Source organism: Aliirhizobium wenxiniae (genome assembly GCF_014201355.1).
Taxonomy (GTDB): domain Bacteria; phylum Pseudomonadota; class Alphaproteobacteria; order Rhizobiales; family Rhizobiaceae; genus Neorhizobium; species Neorhizobium wenxiniae.
Window position 1 is genome coordinate 125,104 of the sequence record NZ_JACHEG010000002.1, and the last position, 17,063, is coordinate 142,166.

A 17,063-nucleotide genomic window follows, 5' to 3' on the forward strand; every position below is an offset into this window, starting at 1 on the left:
GGCAGCTTTATGCGCATCGTCATGGTTGGCTCGGGATATGTCGGGCTTGTGTCTGGGGCATGTTTTGCCGATTTCGGTCACAAGGTGATCTGCGTCGACAAGGCGGAAGAGAAGATCGAGGCGCTGAGGCAAGGCATCATCCCGATCTTCGAACCGGGCCTCGATGCGCTGGTCGAAACCAACGTCAAGGCGGGCCGCCTCTCCTTCACCACCGAGCTTGCGCCGGCTGTGGCCGAAGCTGATGTCGTGTTCATCGCTGTCGGCACGCCTTCCCGCCGCGGCGACGGTCATGCCGACCTTGGTTATGTCTATGCCGCTTCGAAGGAAATCGCCGAGGCGATGAAAGGCTTTACCGTTGTCGTCACCAAATCGACCGTGCCGGTCGGCACCGGTGACGAGGTGGAGCGGATCATTCGCGAGAGTAATCCGGATGCGGATTTTGCCGTGGTCTCGAACCCCGAGTTCCTGCGAGAGGGTGCTGCCATCGAGGACTTCAAGCGGCCGGACCGTATCGTCGTCGGCATCTCCGACGAGCGTGCCCGTCCGGTGATGAACGAAGTCTATCGGCCGCTTTACCTTAACCAGGCGCCAATTCTCTACACCAGCCGCCGCACGTCCGAGCTGATCAAGTACGCGGCCAATGCCTTCCTCGCCATGAAGATCACCTTCATCAACGAGATTGCGGATCTGTGCGAGCGGGTCGGAGCCGATGTGCAGGACGTATCGCGCGGCATCGGGCTTGATGGCCGTATCGGCTCGAAATTCCTGCATGCCGGCCCCGGTTATGGCGGCTCCTGCTTCCCGAAGGATACGCTGGCTCTCGCCAAGACCGCACAGGACTACGAAAGCCCGGTCCGCCTGATCGAAACGACGATCGCCATCAACGACAACCGCAAGCGGGCCATGGGCCGCAAGGTGATTGCAGCTGCAGGCGGCGATGTACGCGGCAAGAAGGTGGCCGTCTTCGGCCTGACCTTCAAGCCGAATACCGACGACATGCGCGACAGTCCGGCAATTGCCATCGTCCAGACGCTGAAGGATGCCGGTGCGATCGTTGCCGGTTACGATCCGGAGGGCATGGACAACGCACGTCAGATGATGGAGATCGATTTTGCGACCGATCCTTACGAGGCGGCCGAAGGCGCGGATGTCGCGGTTCTCGTGACCGAATGGAACGAGTTCCGGGCGCTCGATCTAGACCGACTGAAGACGATCATGGCGACACCGGTGTTCGTCGACCTGCGCAATGTCTATCGCGCTCATGAGGTCGAGCCGCATGGCTTTACCTATCACAGCATCGGCAAAAACAGCGGCTGAGAAGGTTCATATCGGCGGAAATTATGACGGTCGGAATGCGGTTTCCTGAAATTGTCAGCATTTTCATCGGCTATTGCTAACCATTTCGGTTCACGTCGCGCAAACTTTCAAATGGCACATTGAGCCTTCATTCAAGAGGTTCGAATGTCGTCTCGTCTTCGCAATATGATCGTGGTGTTTGCCGTATCGATTCTGATGTGGGCAGGCATGCTGCATGGAACTCTGGCGCTTTATGCCGGCCTAACCGGCGCGTCGACGGATGACATGACGACGGCAAGCGTCCGCTAGGAATTCTCAGCTTAAAAACCGTGGGCGCTCGGGTGCGCGAAAACACCGGGCGAGAAATCTCGCCCGGCGATAATCTTATGATCAAACCAGATCGAAACGGTCTGCGTTCATGACCTTTACCCAAGCGGTCACGAAGTCTCTGACGAACTTCTCCTTTGCGTCCGACTGGGCGTAGACTTCCGCGATAGCGCGAAGCTGCGAATGCGAACCGAAGATGAGGTCGACGCGCGTGCCGGTCCATTTCAGTTCGTTCGAATGACGATCGCGCCCTTCGTAAACGCCGGTCTCGCCAGCCTTTGGAGTCCAGACTGTCGCCATATCCAGAAGATTGACGAAGAAATCATTCGTCAGTGCTTCCGGCTTGTCGGTTAAGACACCATGGGTTGGTGCACCGGCGTTCAATACGCGCAGACCACCGAGCAGGACGGTCATCTGCGGCGCTGTCAGGGTCAGCAACTGCGCCCGGTCGACGAGAGCTTCTTCAGCCTTGAGGAACTGAATGCGCCCGGTGTTGACGTAGTTGCGGAACCCGTCAGCACGCGGCTCCAATGCGGCGAAGGACGCAACGTCGGTCTGCTCCTGCGAGGCATCCGCGCGACCAGGCGTGACCGGAACGACGATGCTGTGACCTGCTGCCTTGGCGGCCTTTTCCACGCCGGCAGCACCAGCCAGCACGATCAAGTCAGCCATCGAGATCTTCTTGCCCGCCGTATTGGCCGCATTGAAGCTCTGCTGAATGCCTTCGAGCACGCCAAGCACCTTGGCGAGCTGTTCTGGCTGGTTGGCTTCCCAGTTCTTCTGCGGCTCCAGACGTATACGAGCACCGTTTGCGCCGCCGCGCTTATCGGAGCCGCGGAAGCTCGAAGCAGAGGCCCAGGCGGTCGAGACCAGTTCCTGAACGGAAAGCCCGGTCGCCAGAACCTTTTCCTTCAGGCTTGCTATATCCGCATCATCGACCAGTGGATGGTCGACGGCCGGGATGACATCCTGCCAGATCAGATCTTCGGCCGGCACTTCCGGACCGAGATACCGGACCTTCGGTCCCATGTCGCGATGGGTCAGCTTGAACCAGGCGCGGGCAAAGGCGTCAGCGAATTCGGCCGGATTTTCGAGGAAACGACGCGAGATCTTTTCGTAGATCGGGTCGAAGCGTAGCGCGAGGTCGGAGGTCAGCATGGTTGGGCGATGCTTCTTCGCGCCGTCGAATGCATCGGGAACGGAGGCATCCGCATCCTTGGCGACCCACTGATGGGCACCGGCTGGGCTCTTTGTCAGCTCCCACTCGAAACCGAAGAGGTTTTCAAAGAAGTAGTTGCTCCACTGCGTCGGCGTCTGGGACCAGGTGACTTCAAGACCGCTGCCGATGGCATCGCGGCCAACGCCACTGTTGAATTTGCTCGACCATCCGAGGCCCTGGGCCTCCAGTTCGCCGCCCTCGGGATCGATGCCGACAAAGGACGCGTCACCGGCACCATGCGTCTTGCCGAAAGTGTGACCGCCGGCGATCAACGCGACCGTTTCCTCGTCATTCATCGCCATGCGGGCGAAGGTATCGCGGATATCGCGCGCCGATGCGAGCGGATCGGGATTGCCGTTCGGGCCTTCCGGATTGACATAGATGAGACCCATCTGCACGGCGCCGAGCGGCTCTGCCAGTTCACGCTCGCCGCTATAGCGCTCGTCGCCCAGCCAGGTGCCTTCCGGCCCCCAATAGAGTTCTTCCGGCTCCCAGACGTCGGCGCGGCCGCCGGCAAAACCGAAGGTCTTGAAGCCCATCGATTCCAACGCGACATTGCCGGTCAAGATCATCAGGTCGGCCCAGGAAATCTTGTTGCCGTATTTCTGCTTGATCGGCCACAGGAGACGGCGAGCCTTATCGAGGTTGACGTTATCGGGCCAGCTGTTGAGCGGAGCAAAACGCTGTTGGCCCATGCCGGCGCCGCCACGACCGTCGGTGATGCGATAGGTGCCGGCGCTGTGCCAGGCCATACGGATGAAGAGACCACCGTAATGGCCGAAATCGGCCGGCCACCAATCCTGGCTATCGGTCATCAGCGCGTGGAGATCCTGCTTCAGAGCGTCGAGATCGAGCTTCTTGAACTCCTCGGCATAGTCGAAGGACTTGCCCATCGGATCGGCAAGCGACGAGTGGGTGTGAAGGATCTGTACGTTCAGATGGCTGGGCCACCAGTCGCGGTTCGAATGTCCGCGCGGCGTGCTGCCGTGAGCGACGGGACACTTACCACTGTTTTCGCTAGACTTAGCATCCATGACTATCTCCTTCCGGTCATTGTTATATCTCGGCGAAGGACGGGTTCGGGTGAGATCGTCCTCGCGCCTCCATTGTGTTGCATGAGGTTAAGCTGGTGCAGATCCTCTCTTGGGCAAATCAAATAAACGGATTTCCCGATAGTTTTAAGTTGGATTTAAATATAACATCGATAGGAAAAAGATATCGCGCTGCAAGATTGCCGATGTGCGAGGTGGACGAATTGCGCACTTTGAACTTACTGAAATTCAATGATATAAATACGGGGAGGAGATTTTCGTGGCAAACGTCTCAGCCGCGTCGGATCCGAACACGCAAATTCACCCCGAGCCATGGATCCAATGGCCCCTCGCCCTTACTCCCGGATGGCCGCTTCACCACCTAGACCGGCGAAACGCTGGCCGCTGATCGTGTTGATCCTTGCGGTTATCACCGCGGTTGCAGCGACTGTGTTGTTTGCCAACGATCAACGAAACCTCAAGACGTTTTCTTTGTTTCTCGGCATTCGCCTTCCGGTACCCGCAACAAGCGTAGCGACCGTACCAACCTCGAGTGATACGGCGAAGATTTCGAAACCCATCTCCCGGTGGCCTTGGCCCGGTTTCACTACAACGCCTGGCCTGATCGAGGCCAACCCTACCCCGGCGGATATGTGCAGCAGACAGGCGGCAGGCGCGCAGGAAATACCAGCCTTTGCCGAATCGGAGCAACGCGGTTGGGAGTGCTCGATGCTGCGGGATGGTCTCGGAGCGAACCGCTCTGCCTCACTTTTCCTGCAGGCCCGTGGCTCTATGCATGAACCAGCAGATAATATTCGCGTGAAATTCAATCTCGCCAGCGGCAAACTGGATGGCGAGCTTGCGACGCAGGCTCTAGCCTTTTTCCGTCTGGCTACTGCCATGCCGCGCGACCCGGCTCTTTCCGAAGTCCTGGCGAAAATGCTCACGACCCAGACGGACTTCTACTTTTACGCAGGTTACCAAGGCCTGACATTTCGACAGGAGCTCGGCGACCCCGGTCGATATAATCTGATCGGCACAGACCGGACATCGAAAATCCCGGGGGATCATCCTAGACTTTGGCCGACAGAACAAAAAATGGATATGCCCACGCAGGCAACGAAGACGGCAAGGATCCCGCGTCTCTTAACCCTGCCTGCAGTAAACGATTGAAGACTGCCTGATTTGCGAATATCGACAGTATGTTAACCCTCCTTTAGGGGCGGGTTCCCATTGTCTATGGGACTTTCCTGTCTGTGATTGGCGGCACTGAATGCGCAAACTCATTGGCTGGATGAAGGGTCGCCCGATGGGGCAGCCCTCTCCGCCTTCTCGACGCCGGATAGATTTGGGTGACGAACCCGCAAGCTATCCGATCTACGCGATCGGCGATGTGCATGGCTGTCTGAAAGAACTCCAGGATGCCGAAGCCCGCATTGCAGCAGACATAGCCAGAACGGGCCGCCCGGGCCTGATCGTATTGCTTGGTGACTATGTGGACCGCGGACCAAGCTCCTATCAGGTGATCGAACATCTGCAGAAACCCAGCGATCTGGGCCTGCGCAGGCTTGCGCTCTGTGGCAATCACGACGACATCTTCAGCAAGTTCATCGAAGAACCCGAGCTTTATAGCGACTGGCTCAGCCTTGGCGGCGAACAGACATTGATCTCCTACGGTATCGATATCCATCACCTTACCGCCAGGAGAAAAGGGCGGTTGACCGATCTTAAAGAGGTACTTGCCGAGGCCATTCCGGTAAACCACAAACAGTTCCTGGCCAACCTGCCCATATGCCTGAAGATCGGTAATATCGTTTTCGTCCATGCGGGCCTGCGGCCCAGGGTCGGAATGGAGAAACAGACCGATGAAGACCTGATGTGGATCCGTGAGCCGTTTCTGAGCCAAGGCCCGGGCCAGCCGTTGCTGGTCGTTCACGGACACACGCCGCAACCGACGCCGGATATCGGCATGGGCCGCATCGGCATCGACACGGGCGCCTATTACTCGGGCAAATTGACCGTACTCAAGATCGATGGCAGCCAAAAGGCTTTCGTTTGAAGCTGACGGCTCTTTGTCCTATCTGCCCAATTTCAGCCGATACCAGATCTCGACAAACGGTCTTGCAAGAGCACCAAACAGGGCAAGCGCCGAGATCGACGCCGTGAAATAAACATGGGCACTGCGGCGGTCGATCCCGGAAACGAGTCTTTCCGCAATCTCTTGCGCGCGTCTCGGCTTGATACGACCCATCAGCAATTCAGCCTCCTTCGGCCGGCTTTCAAGCTCACGGGAAAGCTGAGGCGTGTCGGTATCGGGAGGGAAACAGACGCCGACCGTTACACCCTTCGGCATTGCTTCCAGTCTGAGGGAATCCGCAAACCCCACCAGGGCTGATTTCGAACTGCAATAGGCGGCGTAGGCAGGGATGCCGATAAAGGCAGCAGCGGAGGAAACGATCATGATGCGCCCTGCCCCGCGGCTTCTCATGCCCGCATAGACGGCTCTCACGGCGTTGACCACACCCACGAAGTTGGTCTGCCATTGGCTCTCGAACAGGTCAGGCGCCTGTTCGTGGAACCAGCCTGGCTCCACCACGCCGGCCGAGGCGACAAGAATATCGCATGGCCCATGGACTGCCTCGCAGGCAATGATTGCAGACGACATCTCAGTGCAGACAGCTGCGTCGGCGGCCGCGAAAAAGACCTTTGCCCTTCCCCCGGAAGATTTCTCTATCTCGCTGCACGCCTTTTCCAGACGATCAAGGTTGCGGGCGATCAATGAAACGGACGCACCACGCAGAGCGTAGACCTTCGCAACTTCAAGTCCAATGCCGCTAGATCCTCCGGTTACGACGACATGCATGGCCGTGCGCCCCCGAGGTCAGCTGTTGGGCGATTGAAGCAGTGGTGAAAGCTGCATCATCTGCTCCATGTTCAGCGATGCCAGACCGAAATTACGTTCCTGCAAGGCCTTCAGCCGACGCGCGGTTGCTTCAACGGCGTGTCTAATCTGATCGTCAGTGTGGTTGCAGGTAATGAAGAAACGCAGGCGTGCCTGCCCTTCCGGTACGGCCGGATGGATGATCGGCAGTGCGTTGACGCCATCTTCCAGAAGTTCGTTAGACAATTGCACGGCCCTAAGCGAGTCGCCCACGAGAACCGGAACAACCGAAAACCCGACGCTGAGGCCTGTATCGAGGCCAGCCTTCCTGGCTTCTTGCAGGAACAGCGCGCCGTTGCGGTGAAGCTTTTCAGTTCGTTCCGGCTCGCTGCGCAGAATGTCGAGACCGGCCTTTGCTGCTGCTGCCAGGACAGGTGCGAGCCCGACGCTATAAACGAATCCGCCTGCCTCGGCTTTGAGGATATCCGCAAGTGCCTGCGAGCCGGCAATATAGCCGCCGCAGCTGGACGTCGTCTTGGACAGCGTTCCCATCCAGATATCGACTTCCTGCGGATCAACGTCGAAATGCTCGAACGTGCCCCTGCCCGTCTTACCCAGAACGCCTAGCGCATGGGCCTCGTCGACCATCAGCCAGAAACCGTACCGACTGCGCAATTCCAAAAGTCTCGGCAGGTCGGCAATGTCGCCGTCCATCGAATAGACGCCCTCGACGATGACGAGGACCCGGCGGAACTCCGACGAAAGCGTCTTCAGCACGGTTTCGAGATTATCAACATCGTTGTGGCGGAAGAGCCGCCGCGTCGCGCCCGACTGCTTGATACCCGCAAGCGCACTATTATGGATGAACTCGTCATGCACGACGAGATCCTGCGGGCCAACGATGCAGCTGATGGCTGCAACATTGGTCAGATAGCCGCTGACGAAGCAAACCGCTGCCTCGACACCATAAACCTCGGCCAGGGTTGCCTCAAGTTCCGTGTGGACGGGACGCTCGCCGGCAACAAGGCGGCTGGCGGAAGCGGAAATGCCGTAACGATCGATCGCTTCCTTGGCTCGGCTCGTGACCTTCGGATCCGTATTCGTCCCGAGATAGTCGTAAGAGGCGAAGTTGGCAAAGTTCCTGCCAGCCATGACGGTGGTGGCACCAGCCGCCACGTCGTGGGACCGATAGAAGGGATTGTCCACGCCGATCACTTCCCCGACCTTCCGTTGGGTCAATACCCGCTGGTATTCAGGAAGCTGATCGAATTTCAGGCTCTGGCGAAGCGGAGCCTGTGGTTGACGGTTCAGGCGCGCTTCGCGATTTCGGCCGGACACTTCACTGGTCTGCCGCATTTTTTCCAGAAAACCAAGCTTCGCGCCCCCCGCGGGAGGTACTGTCGTTTCCGGCTTGTCTTTCTCTGTCACTGAGCAGCTGCTTTCTGGCTTTGGGTCGAGTGGCTCTTGACCAGACGGTCGAGCACCTCGTCCTGCGGAGCCTCCTCCTCCCCGCCACTACGTTTCGAAACTCTTTCGCGCAGGCGCGTGACCACGTCACTCACCGTGGTATCCTCACCTACACCGCTCAAGGGAATATCAAATCCGGTCTTCTGCTGGAAGCTCATACCCAGCTCCATCGCCATCAGGCTGTCGAGGCCGACATCCTTAAGGACCTTTTCCGGCGTGATACTGTCTTCGGTGACACGCAGGATCGCAGCGATCTCAGCAGCCACGATCTTGTGCAGGATAGACTGAGCCTCATCGGCAGACTTGCCGTGGATCAGAGCTTCGAGATCTATCTGATCGCCATCGGCAGATGATTGCGCATTGCCAGCAGCCCGCATTGCGGTCTCGAACACGCTTGCCGTCGCGATCGGCAGCATGCGGACTGCGTTCCAGTCCACTTCGGCGATCATTACCGCCGCACCATCGATACTGCCGGTCTCGCTCACCAGATAATTCTCGACCTGCTCGAGCGCATCGCGCGCCTTCATCGCGGTCTTGCCTATCCTCTTCGAAAGAAGCTCGTTGACCTCGGCGTTGCGAGCAAGGAAACCCGTATCGGCAATCGCACCGAAACCGACGGCCAGAGCCGGACGGCTGGCCGCGCGGCGCATGCGTGCAAGCCCTTCTAGGTAGCCGTTGGCGATAACATAGTTGGCCTGTCCGGGGTTACCGAGCATGGTCGTGGCAGACGAGAACAACAGGAAAAGCTCAAGGTCATCGTCGCGAGTCAGCTTATCCAGCAGTTCAGCACCGCGAACCTTGACGTCCACGACCGGTCGATTGCGGTCATCGGTCAGGTTCGACAGCAAAGCATCGTCCAGCACCATGGCGGCGTGTATGATACCCTTGATCGGAGCCGCGGCGCGCAATTCGGACAGAAGAGCGGAGAGAGCTTGCTCATTGGTGATGTCGCAGGCATGCAGTGTTGCGACGACGCCGAGGCCAGCCCATTTCTCAATCGCCTTTATCGTCGCCTCATCGGCGATACCACGGCGGGAGCAGAGCGCGATGCGGCGCGCGCCCCTGGTGACGAGCCAATCGGCTGCAACGAGGCCGAAACCACCAATGCCACCAGCAACGAGGAAGCCACCCTCCTCACTGAAGCGCAATGTCCGGTCGCTGGCGACAACCACCCGATCCTTGCCACGAACTGGCGGACGGATGACGATCTTGCCGATCTGGCCGGCATTCTGCATCAGCCGGAAGGCACTGCCGATCTCGTCGTAACCGAAGGCACGATAAGGCAGAGGCACAAGTTCGCCGCTCTGGAACAGTTCACCGATCTCGGCGAAGATCCGCTTGGTGATCTTCGGTAGATTGACCAGCAGCTGGTCGGCGTCGATGCCGAAATAGCTGATGTTGCGGCGGAACGGACGAAGGCCGATCTTGCGGTCGGAATAATAGTCGCGCTTGCCGAGTTCGAGGAAGCGGCCGAAGGGCTTTACCAGCTCCAGGCTTCGCTCCATCGCTTCGGAGAAGAGCGAGTTCAAGACGAGATCGACGCCCTCGCCATTCGTGACTGCGCGAACGCGCGAGACGAAATCCAACGAGCGGCTGTCAAAGATATGATCTGCGCCGAGCGCTTCGAGAAAGCGGCGCTTTTCGACCGTACCGGCCGTGGCGATGACCTTTGCACCCTTCAGCTTAGCGATCTGCAGTGCGGCAAGACCGACACCGCCGGCGGCACCGTGAATGAGGATCGTCTCGCCCGGCTCGATATGGCCGAGCTGGACCATGGCATAATAGGCTGTCAGGAACGCGACCGGTACCGTTGCGGCAGCGGCAAAATCGAGCCGATCCGGGAATTTCGTAACCCCATCACGGCGGACACGAACATGGGTCGAGAAAGCAGCCGGGCCGATGCCCATTACGCGATCGCCGGGCTTCAAGTCCGCGACGGCTGAGCCCACGCGCTCGACGCGACCGGCCATTTCCATCCCGATCGTCGCACCGGCAAAACCGTCTTCAAGCGCTTCTTCAGGCAACAGGCCCATGGACCACATGACATCTCGGAAGTTGAGACCAGCAGCCTCAACAGCGATGATGACCTCATCCGCACCGGGTTCCTGAAGCGCACAGCTTTGCCAGATGATGCTATCGACGCGACCGCTGGTGAGCTGGTGGATGGTCGCAGCCTCGAAATCGGACGTCGTTCCATCGCGGCCAGCAGACGGGCCGGACGCCGCGCGGATTTCCAGGAGGCCATGTTCACCCAAAAGCCACTCGCGATTGGCGCTTGTCAGCGCCGCGATTCGATCAACAAGGGCAACCGCTTCATCGCCTTCGGCATCGATCATGTGAATGTCGACGGCATCATATTCATTCTGCAGAACACGAGCAAAGGTCCACAAACCGGCGTTAGCCGCATCACTGTTTTCTCCCGCAAGCGGAGAGCCACCCGGTGCCAGCACGATAAGCCGTGGCCTGCCCGTCGAGCCATTTGCCTGCCGCGTCATCCCCTCGGCAAGAGCCTTGAAGCGCGACAGTCTTGCAATCTCAAGTGCCGAAACGGCCTGTTCGATGCCGCGATCGGCAAGATAAACGATGCAAACGGGTGAGTTCGAGTCTTCCGGTACCAGTTCCAGCGCACGTTCAGCCTCGGTCGCCTGAACGATAGCGGCATCGACAAAGGAAGACGCCAACATCTGTTCGGATGCCTGTTCGGCAACAACGATCAGCCTGCCCCTATCCGCTTCCGTCAGCACAGCCTCGGTTTTGGCTCGGGATTGGGCAATGGCGAGGACAAGAGCCCCCTCGTCCACCTGTACATCCTTCACCGACGCAGCCTCAAAGCCGAGATCAGACAGAAGTGTCTCGACCTGCGCTGCGGTGGCAAGTTGACCAACGGGGAAATCCGCAGCCTGGCTTGCCGCGAACCATCCGTCCGACAACCCGAATGCGAAGTCGTTGAACGCCGAGGGAGCGCGATCGGCGAAAACGATCGCTGCTCCTTTTGCTGCAGCGGAACGAAGAGTCTGACGAACATCTTCGTCACCGGTCAGCATAAGCTGGCTGGACAAGCCGCCGGCAACGATCAGATCAACACGCTCGAGGCTGGCAAGAGCCCGAGGTTCAACAACGGAAACATGCACATTCCGCTCGAACGCCAGTTCCAGCATGCGACGCGCATTTTCCTTCGGTTCGGCGATTACCAGCGTCGCGCCAATGGATGCCGCCAGACCGGCAAGCCGTGTGCTGGCAGACTGGCTGGTTGTGCCGAGTTCGACGATAAAGCTGATTTTTCCGGGGTTCTCATCACAGAAACGCTGCGTCAGATCGAAGCCGGTTTCTGCACGGCGATGACCGAGCGGAGAGTGGACGAGAACGTGATCCAATGTTGCTTCGCTGACATTGTTCGCATGTTCGTCTTCAGCATCGACGGGTTTTCCGGACAGGGAAAGACGTTCGAGCGCATCACGGTAGACGTCGTTGACCAAGACGGCCTCAGCGACACGCGAGGAGTCCTCACGGTAGATTTCCTGGATCAGTTCTTCGATACTCGGGAAAGAGAACTCCCTGGGGACTGTCCAGCCGTCTCCGGAGGATACCGCGATACCCGCATCCTCCAATGTGAACAGGCAGGATGTCAGGAATGCACGGAAATCCGTGTCTCCCGGCAAAGTCGCAGAAAGGAGTACCGCACTGTCACCGGCGAGCGACAAGGCGATCTCGTGGCATGCCCGATAGATGGCTGCATCGATCATCAACGATGCATTGTCCTTCGCATCCGAGGATGCAAAATCGGTCAGGGCCGGCAATTTTGTAGCTGGCGGTTCGGATTTTGCCAGAAGCGCACTCGGGACGGCGTCGAAATGGAAAGCGACGGTATCCAAAGTATGGTGGCGACGCAGAGACGTGCGGCGGAAACGGCAATCCGAGAGGATGGCAATCTGTTTACCGGCAGGATCGAACAGGCGGAAATTGACCTTGATCGAGAAGCTGCTGAACCGTTCGATCTCTATCCTTGCCCTGGCAATCGCACGTCCCCTGCCCGTGACCCGGATGGAGCCGAAGCGAACCGGAATATAGGGAGAGCCAGCCTCCGTACCGGAAAGCCGGTCAAACAGTGCGACAAGGCCATGGAAGGCGGCATCGACCGAGAATGGATTGAGGTTGTAGCCGACATATGGATGCGCAGGTTCCGCGGCCTGTCTGAGCTCAACGTCGACAACGTTATCGCCCAAAGCCACAGCTTTCGAAAGTAGCTGGAAGCGAGGCCCATATTGCAGGCCGAAGCGTTCGGCTGTTTCATAAACCTGGACAGACGAGAGGCTATCACCGCCTTCGGCAGACGTCGCGATTTCCACCTGATGGATTTCTTCATCCACCGGCCGCCGACAACGACCGACCGCATGAATGGTCCAGTCATCACTGCTCAACCGTTCGCGGGAGCGGATCTCGATATTACCGGTTTCCGGAGAAAGAAGCGTCGAAAGCTCCAGTATCCGATCGGGTCGCAATTCCAGTGGTCGAACGATCTCCATGTTGGAGATCTCTACCTCGTCCGTGCCGAAATGCGCTTGGGCGGCGGTGACCGCAATTTCCAGGAAACCGGCTCCCGGAAGGATCGCACGACCATCGACCACATGTTCGGCCAGATCCGGAAAGAGCAAGGCGTCGATATGGTTCTTCCAATGAGAACCGTTCGGATCATTCCGCCAGCCCAGCAGCGTGTAGCTGTTCTTGAAATCGCGACCGAACATATCGATCTCATCCGTGGTGGCCGGCACTTTCAGCTCGGTCGGTTCGAATGGCAATGGCGGCAGATCGATGACTGGGCTGCGTTTCCCCGAATGCCTGGATGGTGCAGGAACCGCGCCGTGGGCGATGGCGCGGGCAAACGCGCGAGCGACCGGATCCCGCCCCGCGACAACTGTTTCGCGCTGAAGCGAACCGATTACCGTGGCTGGCTGAGCCCTACTTTTGGCGATTTCCGAGACGTAGTTCGACAGGATCGTGCGCGGTGAAATCTCGATGAACAGATTACAACCGAGATCGAGCGCAGCTTCTGTCGCCGAGCGGAAGAGCACCGGTTCGCGCACATTGTGCCACCAGTACTCGGCATCAAGGCCACGGCCGTCATATATTGCACCGGTAACGGTGGAAATGAATGTGCAGCCGGCGGCCTGCGGCTCAATCGCCGGAAGTTCCGAGAGGAATCCGTCACGGGCGCTGTCGATGATCGGATGGTGGAACGGATAATTGATATCAAGAATATGAACGACAGTCTGAGACTTACGGGCAGCATCCCGAAAAGCCTGAATTTCCGCGGCCGGACCAGAAATCGTAACCGAATTCGGCGCATTTATCGCCGCCACATGAATGCCGTCCAACCCGTGATTCTTGGCGAAGGCCACGGCCGCCTCTTCGCCCATTACGGCCGCAGCCATCTTGCCCTGCCCGGCAAACAGATGCTGTGAGTGCGAACGCTTGGCGACGATCGCAACGGCTTCTGCAGCCGTCAACGCTTTGGAAGCATAGGCCGCGGCAATCTCGCCAACGGAGTGACCGAACACAACATCTGGCCTGATGCCGTAGGCGCTGAGGCTGTCTGAGAGCGAAGCCTGCACGGCAAACAGCAGCGGCTGCGCAATCGTCGCATCAGCCAAACGAACCCCGAGATTGTCCGCGACTATGAGGTCCGTCAGCTTTTCACCGAGGTGGTATTCGAACAGCGCGCTAAAGGATTGGAAATACTGGCGGAAATGCGGGTTTGCGCGGTAGGCTTCTACACCCATCCCGGCCCATTGCGCACCGTTTCCGGAAAACACGAAGGCTATTTTGCCAAGCACGGACGGAGCTTCGCCACGTTCCCCATCGGAAGCATCGCCGGCAAGATGCGTCTTGATCGCATCGAGAACGCCGCGCTCGCCTCGAGTATCGACTGCAAACCGATATTTCAAGGCATCACGGTTCGTTGTCGTCGCGGCGATGATGCGGCGCGCTTTTTCGGGCGTAGCGGCGGAAAGACGTGCTTGGTAATCCTTTAACAGGCTTTCGAGCGCACCTGCGCTGTGCGCGCTCGCCAAGAACAGCAGATTGTCGCCCTTGGCCGGTGAGTCCGCCTGTGTTGCCGGCTCCGGATCACCAATCACAACGTGCGCATTGGTGCCGCCGAAACCGAAGGAATTGATCCCCACGAGCCGCGCTTCCTTTGCCGGAAGCAGTTTGATGGCGGATGTATTGACCCTTACGTTGAGTGCATCGAAATCGATGTCTTCATTCGCCGTTTCAATATGTAGCGTGGCAGGAAGATAGTCGTTCTCCAGAGCCAGCATGGCCTTGAACAGACCAAACAAACCGGAAACCGGCTCAGTATGACCGATATTCGACTTGATTGAGCCGATCGGCAGCGGAGCGCGACGTCTCTGGCCGATGACATTACCGATTGCCCAGACTTCAGCGGGATCGCCGACACGCGTTCCGGTTCCGTGACCTTCGATGAAGGCCACGCGGTTCACATCGATGCCGTGGCCCTTGTAGATGGAATTGAGCAGATCGGCCTGTGCCTCACGCGACGGAAGGCTGATGCCGTTGGTGCGGCCGGAAGAATTGACGCCGGTCGCGTGGATTCGGGCATAACTGCGATCATGCTGCTGACGCGCGACATCGCTGCGGCGAAGAACGATTGCAGCGCCGCCTTCCGCACGTACATAACCTTGACCGTTGGTGTCATAAGCACGGCAGAGGCCTTCCGGCGACAACATTCGTGCCTGAGCGAAGCCGACGAAGGAAAGCGGATGGACGAGAAGGTTAACGCCGCCAACAATTGCGGTGTCGATATCACCACGTTCCAGCGCACGTGCCGCCTGGTCCAACGCGACCAGCGAGGAGGAACAGGCCGTATCAATCGTCATGCTTGGGCCGTTCAAGCCAAAAACGTGGGAGATGCGGTTGGAGACAATCGAAAGCGTATTGCCCGTCATGAAATACGGGCTGCCGGAAGCAGGATCTTCCGCCGAAAGGTTGCCACTGTCGAGGCTTGAGGCCCCGATATAGACCCCAACCTTCTGCTTCGAGAGCGTGCTTACCGGCAGGTTGGCATCCTCAAGTGCCTTCCAAACAAGCGTCAGCAGGATGCGCTGCTGAGGATCCATCTGCATGGCCTCACGCTGCGAAAGACCAAAGACAGCGGGATCGAAATCATAGACCGCGTCGATGACACCGGCTGCAAAGGTGTAGGTCTTGCCGGGTGTCCCTTGAGTAGGATGCCAGAAACGAGCGAGTTCCCACCGATCGGCTGGGATTTGAGTGACGGTGCAACGACCGGTTCGGAGAACTTGCTGCAACTCTTCGATGGAGTTGGCACCGGGCGCAACGCAGGCTCGGCCAATTACTTCTATCGTCATCGTCACTCTTACGTTAGTCATAGCTACAATAGCTAATGCAGATTAAGCCGACACCGACTTTAACAACATACTTACCCGCGCTTGTCACCAAAAAAGCAGAACAAACCACTACTTCCAGATGACAATCCGGGCTTATTACAATCAATGATTCGGGTGCATATACGCCCGGCTTTACAGCTAGTCACTCAGATTGTTGGAAATCGCGGCCCCCTGAACGGCAATTCCGACGGGCGCGCCAACAACGCGAAGGAACTTCGTCAAGTCGACCGCCGGATGGCGAGACGCGTAAATCACGTCACGGCTTTTAACAGGAAAGGTCTGGCCGACAAGCATGCTGTCCGGATGGCTCATATCGAACCTGTAGACGATCGGATAACGTCCTTCCTTATCAGCCTGCATTCCCTTTCGGGTGAGTTCGTCGAAACGGCGCTTACCCAGGAGACCGACGACCACTTCCGGATCCTCGTAGCGGAAAAGGAAAAAGCCCTTTGCATTGACGGTTTCGTCATTGCCGCCGCGGCCGAGTGCTACTGCTTCCAGAAGGTTCAGATCGTTCGCACCGAAATCGATGCGAGAATTGCTTTTGACGGCACCTAGGAGCGTAAAGGTTCGAGGATCCTTGCTAACGAAAATCTGGTCACCGGGCTGAACATAGATGTTCTCTGACGGATTCTCTACGATCGACTTCAGGAGCGCCGTGCCGGTCCGTTTGCCGCGCACGACAGTCACGTAGGATTCGTATGGCTGTGATGTTGGACCACCCGCCTTGGCGATTACGTCGGTGATCTGCTCACCGCTCAGATTAAGCGAAATCTGCGCCGAACGATTTACTGCGCCGGCGACCGTGACCGAGCGGGATGGCGTATCTCCCATTGCAATGATCACGTCGGGCTCGACGGCTTTGCTCTTCAGAGATGAAAGAATTTGCTGGCGCGCCTCTTCAAGAGTGCGGCCGGCAAATCGCACGGTACCCACATATGGAATGGCGGCTGTGCCATCGGGCTGCACAACAATTTCAATCGGAGTCTGCTTTTGCTCACTGGTCGAGAACAGTCCGTCGGCACCGGCTTCGAAGATGGTGACCTTCAACTGGTCACCGATACCGATAACAGCCCTGCCCGGACCTCCTCCGATACCGAATCGGCGCTTCAACGCCGTCGAAACATAATCCGAAACCAGTCTTGCCGTGTGATTGTCGACATCAACGATGTCGAAAACCGCTGCGTTCACGCGCCCGATGTCTGCCGGAGAACGGCCGGCATCTTCATTGATCGCGGAAGCAAGTGGCCCCTCACCGGGCACCGCCTGACACCCGGCCAAAGCGGCACAAATCACGATCGCAGTTACTCGAACCAAATCTCGATACTCCAGTCAGGACCGCACGAGGCCAGAGCCGCCCCAGCTTGATCCAAAATTTGATGCCCTTGAAAGCACACCGGACGACGAACGACAAG

At 58.3% G+C, this 17,063-nt stretch carries 9 protein-coding genes; 4 read left to right on the top strand and 5 right to left on the bottom strand.

Features of this window, described 5'->3' with window-relative positions:
• Positions 1–9: 9 nt before the first annotated feature.
• The gene (locus tag HNQ72_RS08630) at positions 10–1,317 is read left to right on the top strand and encodes a UDP-glucose dehydrogenase family protein (protein WP_183991644.1); all 1,308 of its coding nucleotides are present in this window, start codon (positions 10–12) and stop codon (positions 1,315–1,317) included.
• Positions 1,318–1,461: 144 nt separating this feature from the next.
• On the top strand, positions 1,462–1,605 hold the full coding sequence (locus HNQ72_RS08635) for a hypothetical protein (RefSeq protein ID WP_183991646.1): 144 nt from the start codon (positions 1,462–1,464) through the stop codon (positions 1,603–1,605).
• 81 nt (positions 1,606–1,686) lie between these two features.
• On the opposite strand, the gene katG is transcribed toward HNQ72_RS08635, so the two are convergent.
• Complete coding sequence (gene katG / locus HNQ72_RS08640; RefSeq protein WP_183991648.1) at positions 1,687–3,876, bottom strand: catalase/peroxidase HPI; 2,190 nt, start codon at positions 3,874–3,876, stop codon at positions 1,687–1,689.
• Between the two features lie 408 nt (positions 3,877–4,284).
• Between katG and HNQ72_RS08645 the strand changes: the two genes are divergently transcribed.
• Together HNQ72_RS08645 and HNQ72_RS08650 are read left to right on the top strand one after the other, a co-directional pair.
• Entirely contained in the window at positions 4,285–5,046 is a 762-nt protein-coding gene (locus tag HNQ72_RS08645; protein ID WP_183991650.1) for a DUF6030 family protein, read from the top strand.
• Between the two features lie 100 nt (positions 5,047–5,146).
• Positions 5,147–5,932, top strand: coding sequence for a metallophosphoesterase family protein (locus HNQ72_RS08650; protein ID WP_183991652.1), 786 nt, complete (start codon positions 5,147–5,149; stop codon positions 5,930–5,932).
• 18 nt (positions 5,933–5,950) lie between these two features.
• Here HNQ72_RS08650 and HNQ72_RS08655 read toward each other — a convergent pair whose 3' ends face one another.
• The 4 genes from HNQ72_RS08655 to HNQ72_RS08670 all read right to left on the bottom strand — a co-directional run bounded on the left by HNQ72_RS08655 (position 5,951) and on the right by HNQ72_RS08670 (position 16,965).
• Positions 5,951–6,736, bottom strand: a complete 786-nt coding sequence (locus tag HNQ72_RS08655; RefSeq protein ID WP_183991654.1) for an SDR family NAD(P)-dependent oxidoreductase — start codon at positions 6,734–6,736, stop codon at positions 5,951–5,953.
• 18 nt (positions 6,737–6,754) lie between these two features.
• Positions 6,755–8,110 (bottom strand): aminotransferase class I/II-fold pyridoxal phosphate-dependent enzyme, encoded by a 1,356-nt coding sequence (locus HNQ72_RS08660; protein WP_183993054.1) that lies wholly within the window; start codon positions 8,108–8,110, stop codon positions 6,755–6,757.
• 68 nt (positions 8,111–8,178) lie between these two features.
• A complete protein-coding gene (locus HNQ72_RS08665; protein ID WP_183991657.1) occupies positions 8,179–15,609 on the bottom strand; it encodes a type I polyketide synthase in 7,431 nt (2,476 codons plus the stop codon).
• A gap of 177 nt (positions 15,610–15,786) precedes the next feature.
• The gene (locus HNQ72_RS08670) at positions 15,787–16,965 is read right to left on the bottom strand and encodes a polysaccharide biosynthesis/export family protein (protein ID WP_183991659.1); all 1,179 of its coding nucleotides are present in this window, start codon (positions 16,963–16,965) and stop codon (positions 15,787–15,789) included.
• Positions 16,966–17,063: the final 98 nt, after the last annotated feature.

Bases quoted from the DNA above. Each gene is read 5' to 3' on its own strand.
- HNQ72_RS08655 (WP_183991654.1), bottom strand. From the start codon at position 6,736: ATGCATGTCGTCGTAACCGGAGGATCTAGCGGCATTGGACTTGAAGTT.
- HNQ72_RS08630 (WP_183991644.1), top strand. From the start codon at position 10: ATGCGCATCGTCATGGTTGGCTCGGGATATGTCGGGCTTGTGTCTGGG.
- HNQ72_RS08665 (WP_183991657.1), bottom strand. From the start codon at position 15,609: ATGACGATAGAAGTAATTGGCCGAGCCTGCGTTGCGCCCGGTGCCAAC.
- HNQ72_RS08650 (WP_183991652.1), top strand. From the start codon at position 5,147: ATGCGCAAACTCATTGGCTGGATGAAGGGTCGCCCGATGGGGCAGCCC.
- katG (WP_183991648.1), bottom strand. From the start codon at position 3,876: ATGGATGCTAAGTCTAGCGAAAACAGTGGTAAGTGTCCCGTCGCTCAC.
- HNQ72_RS08635 (WP_183991646.1), top strand. From the start codon at position 1,462: ATGTCGTCTCGTCTTCGCAATATGATCGTGGTGTTTGCCGTATCGATT.
- HNQ72_RS08660 (WP_183993054.1), bottom strand. From the start codon at position 8,110: ATGCGGCAGACCAGTGAAGTGTCCGGCCGAAATCGCGAAGCGCGCCTG.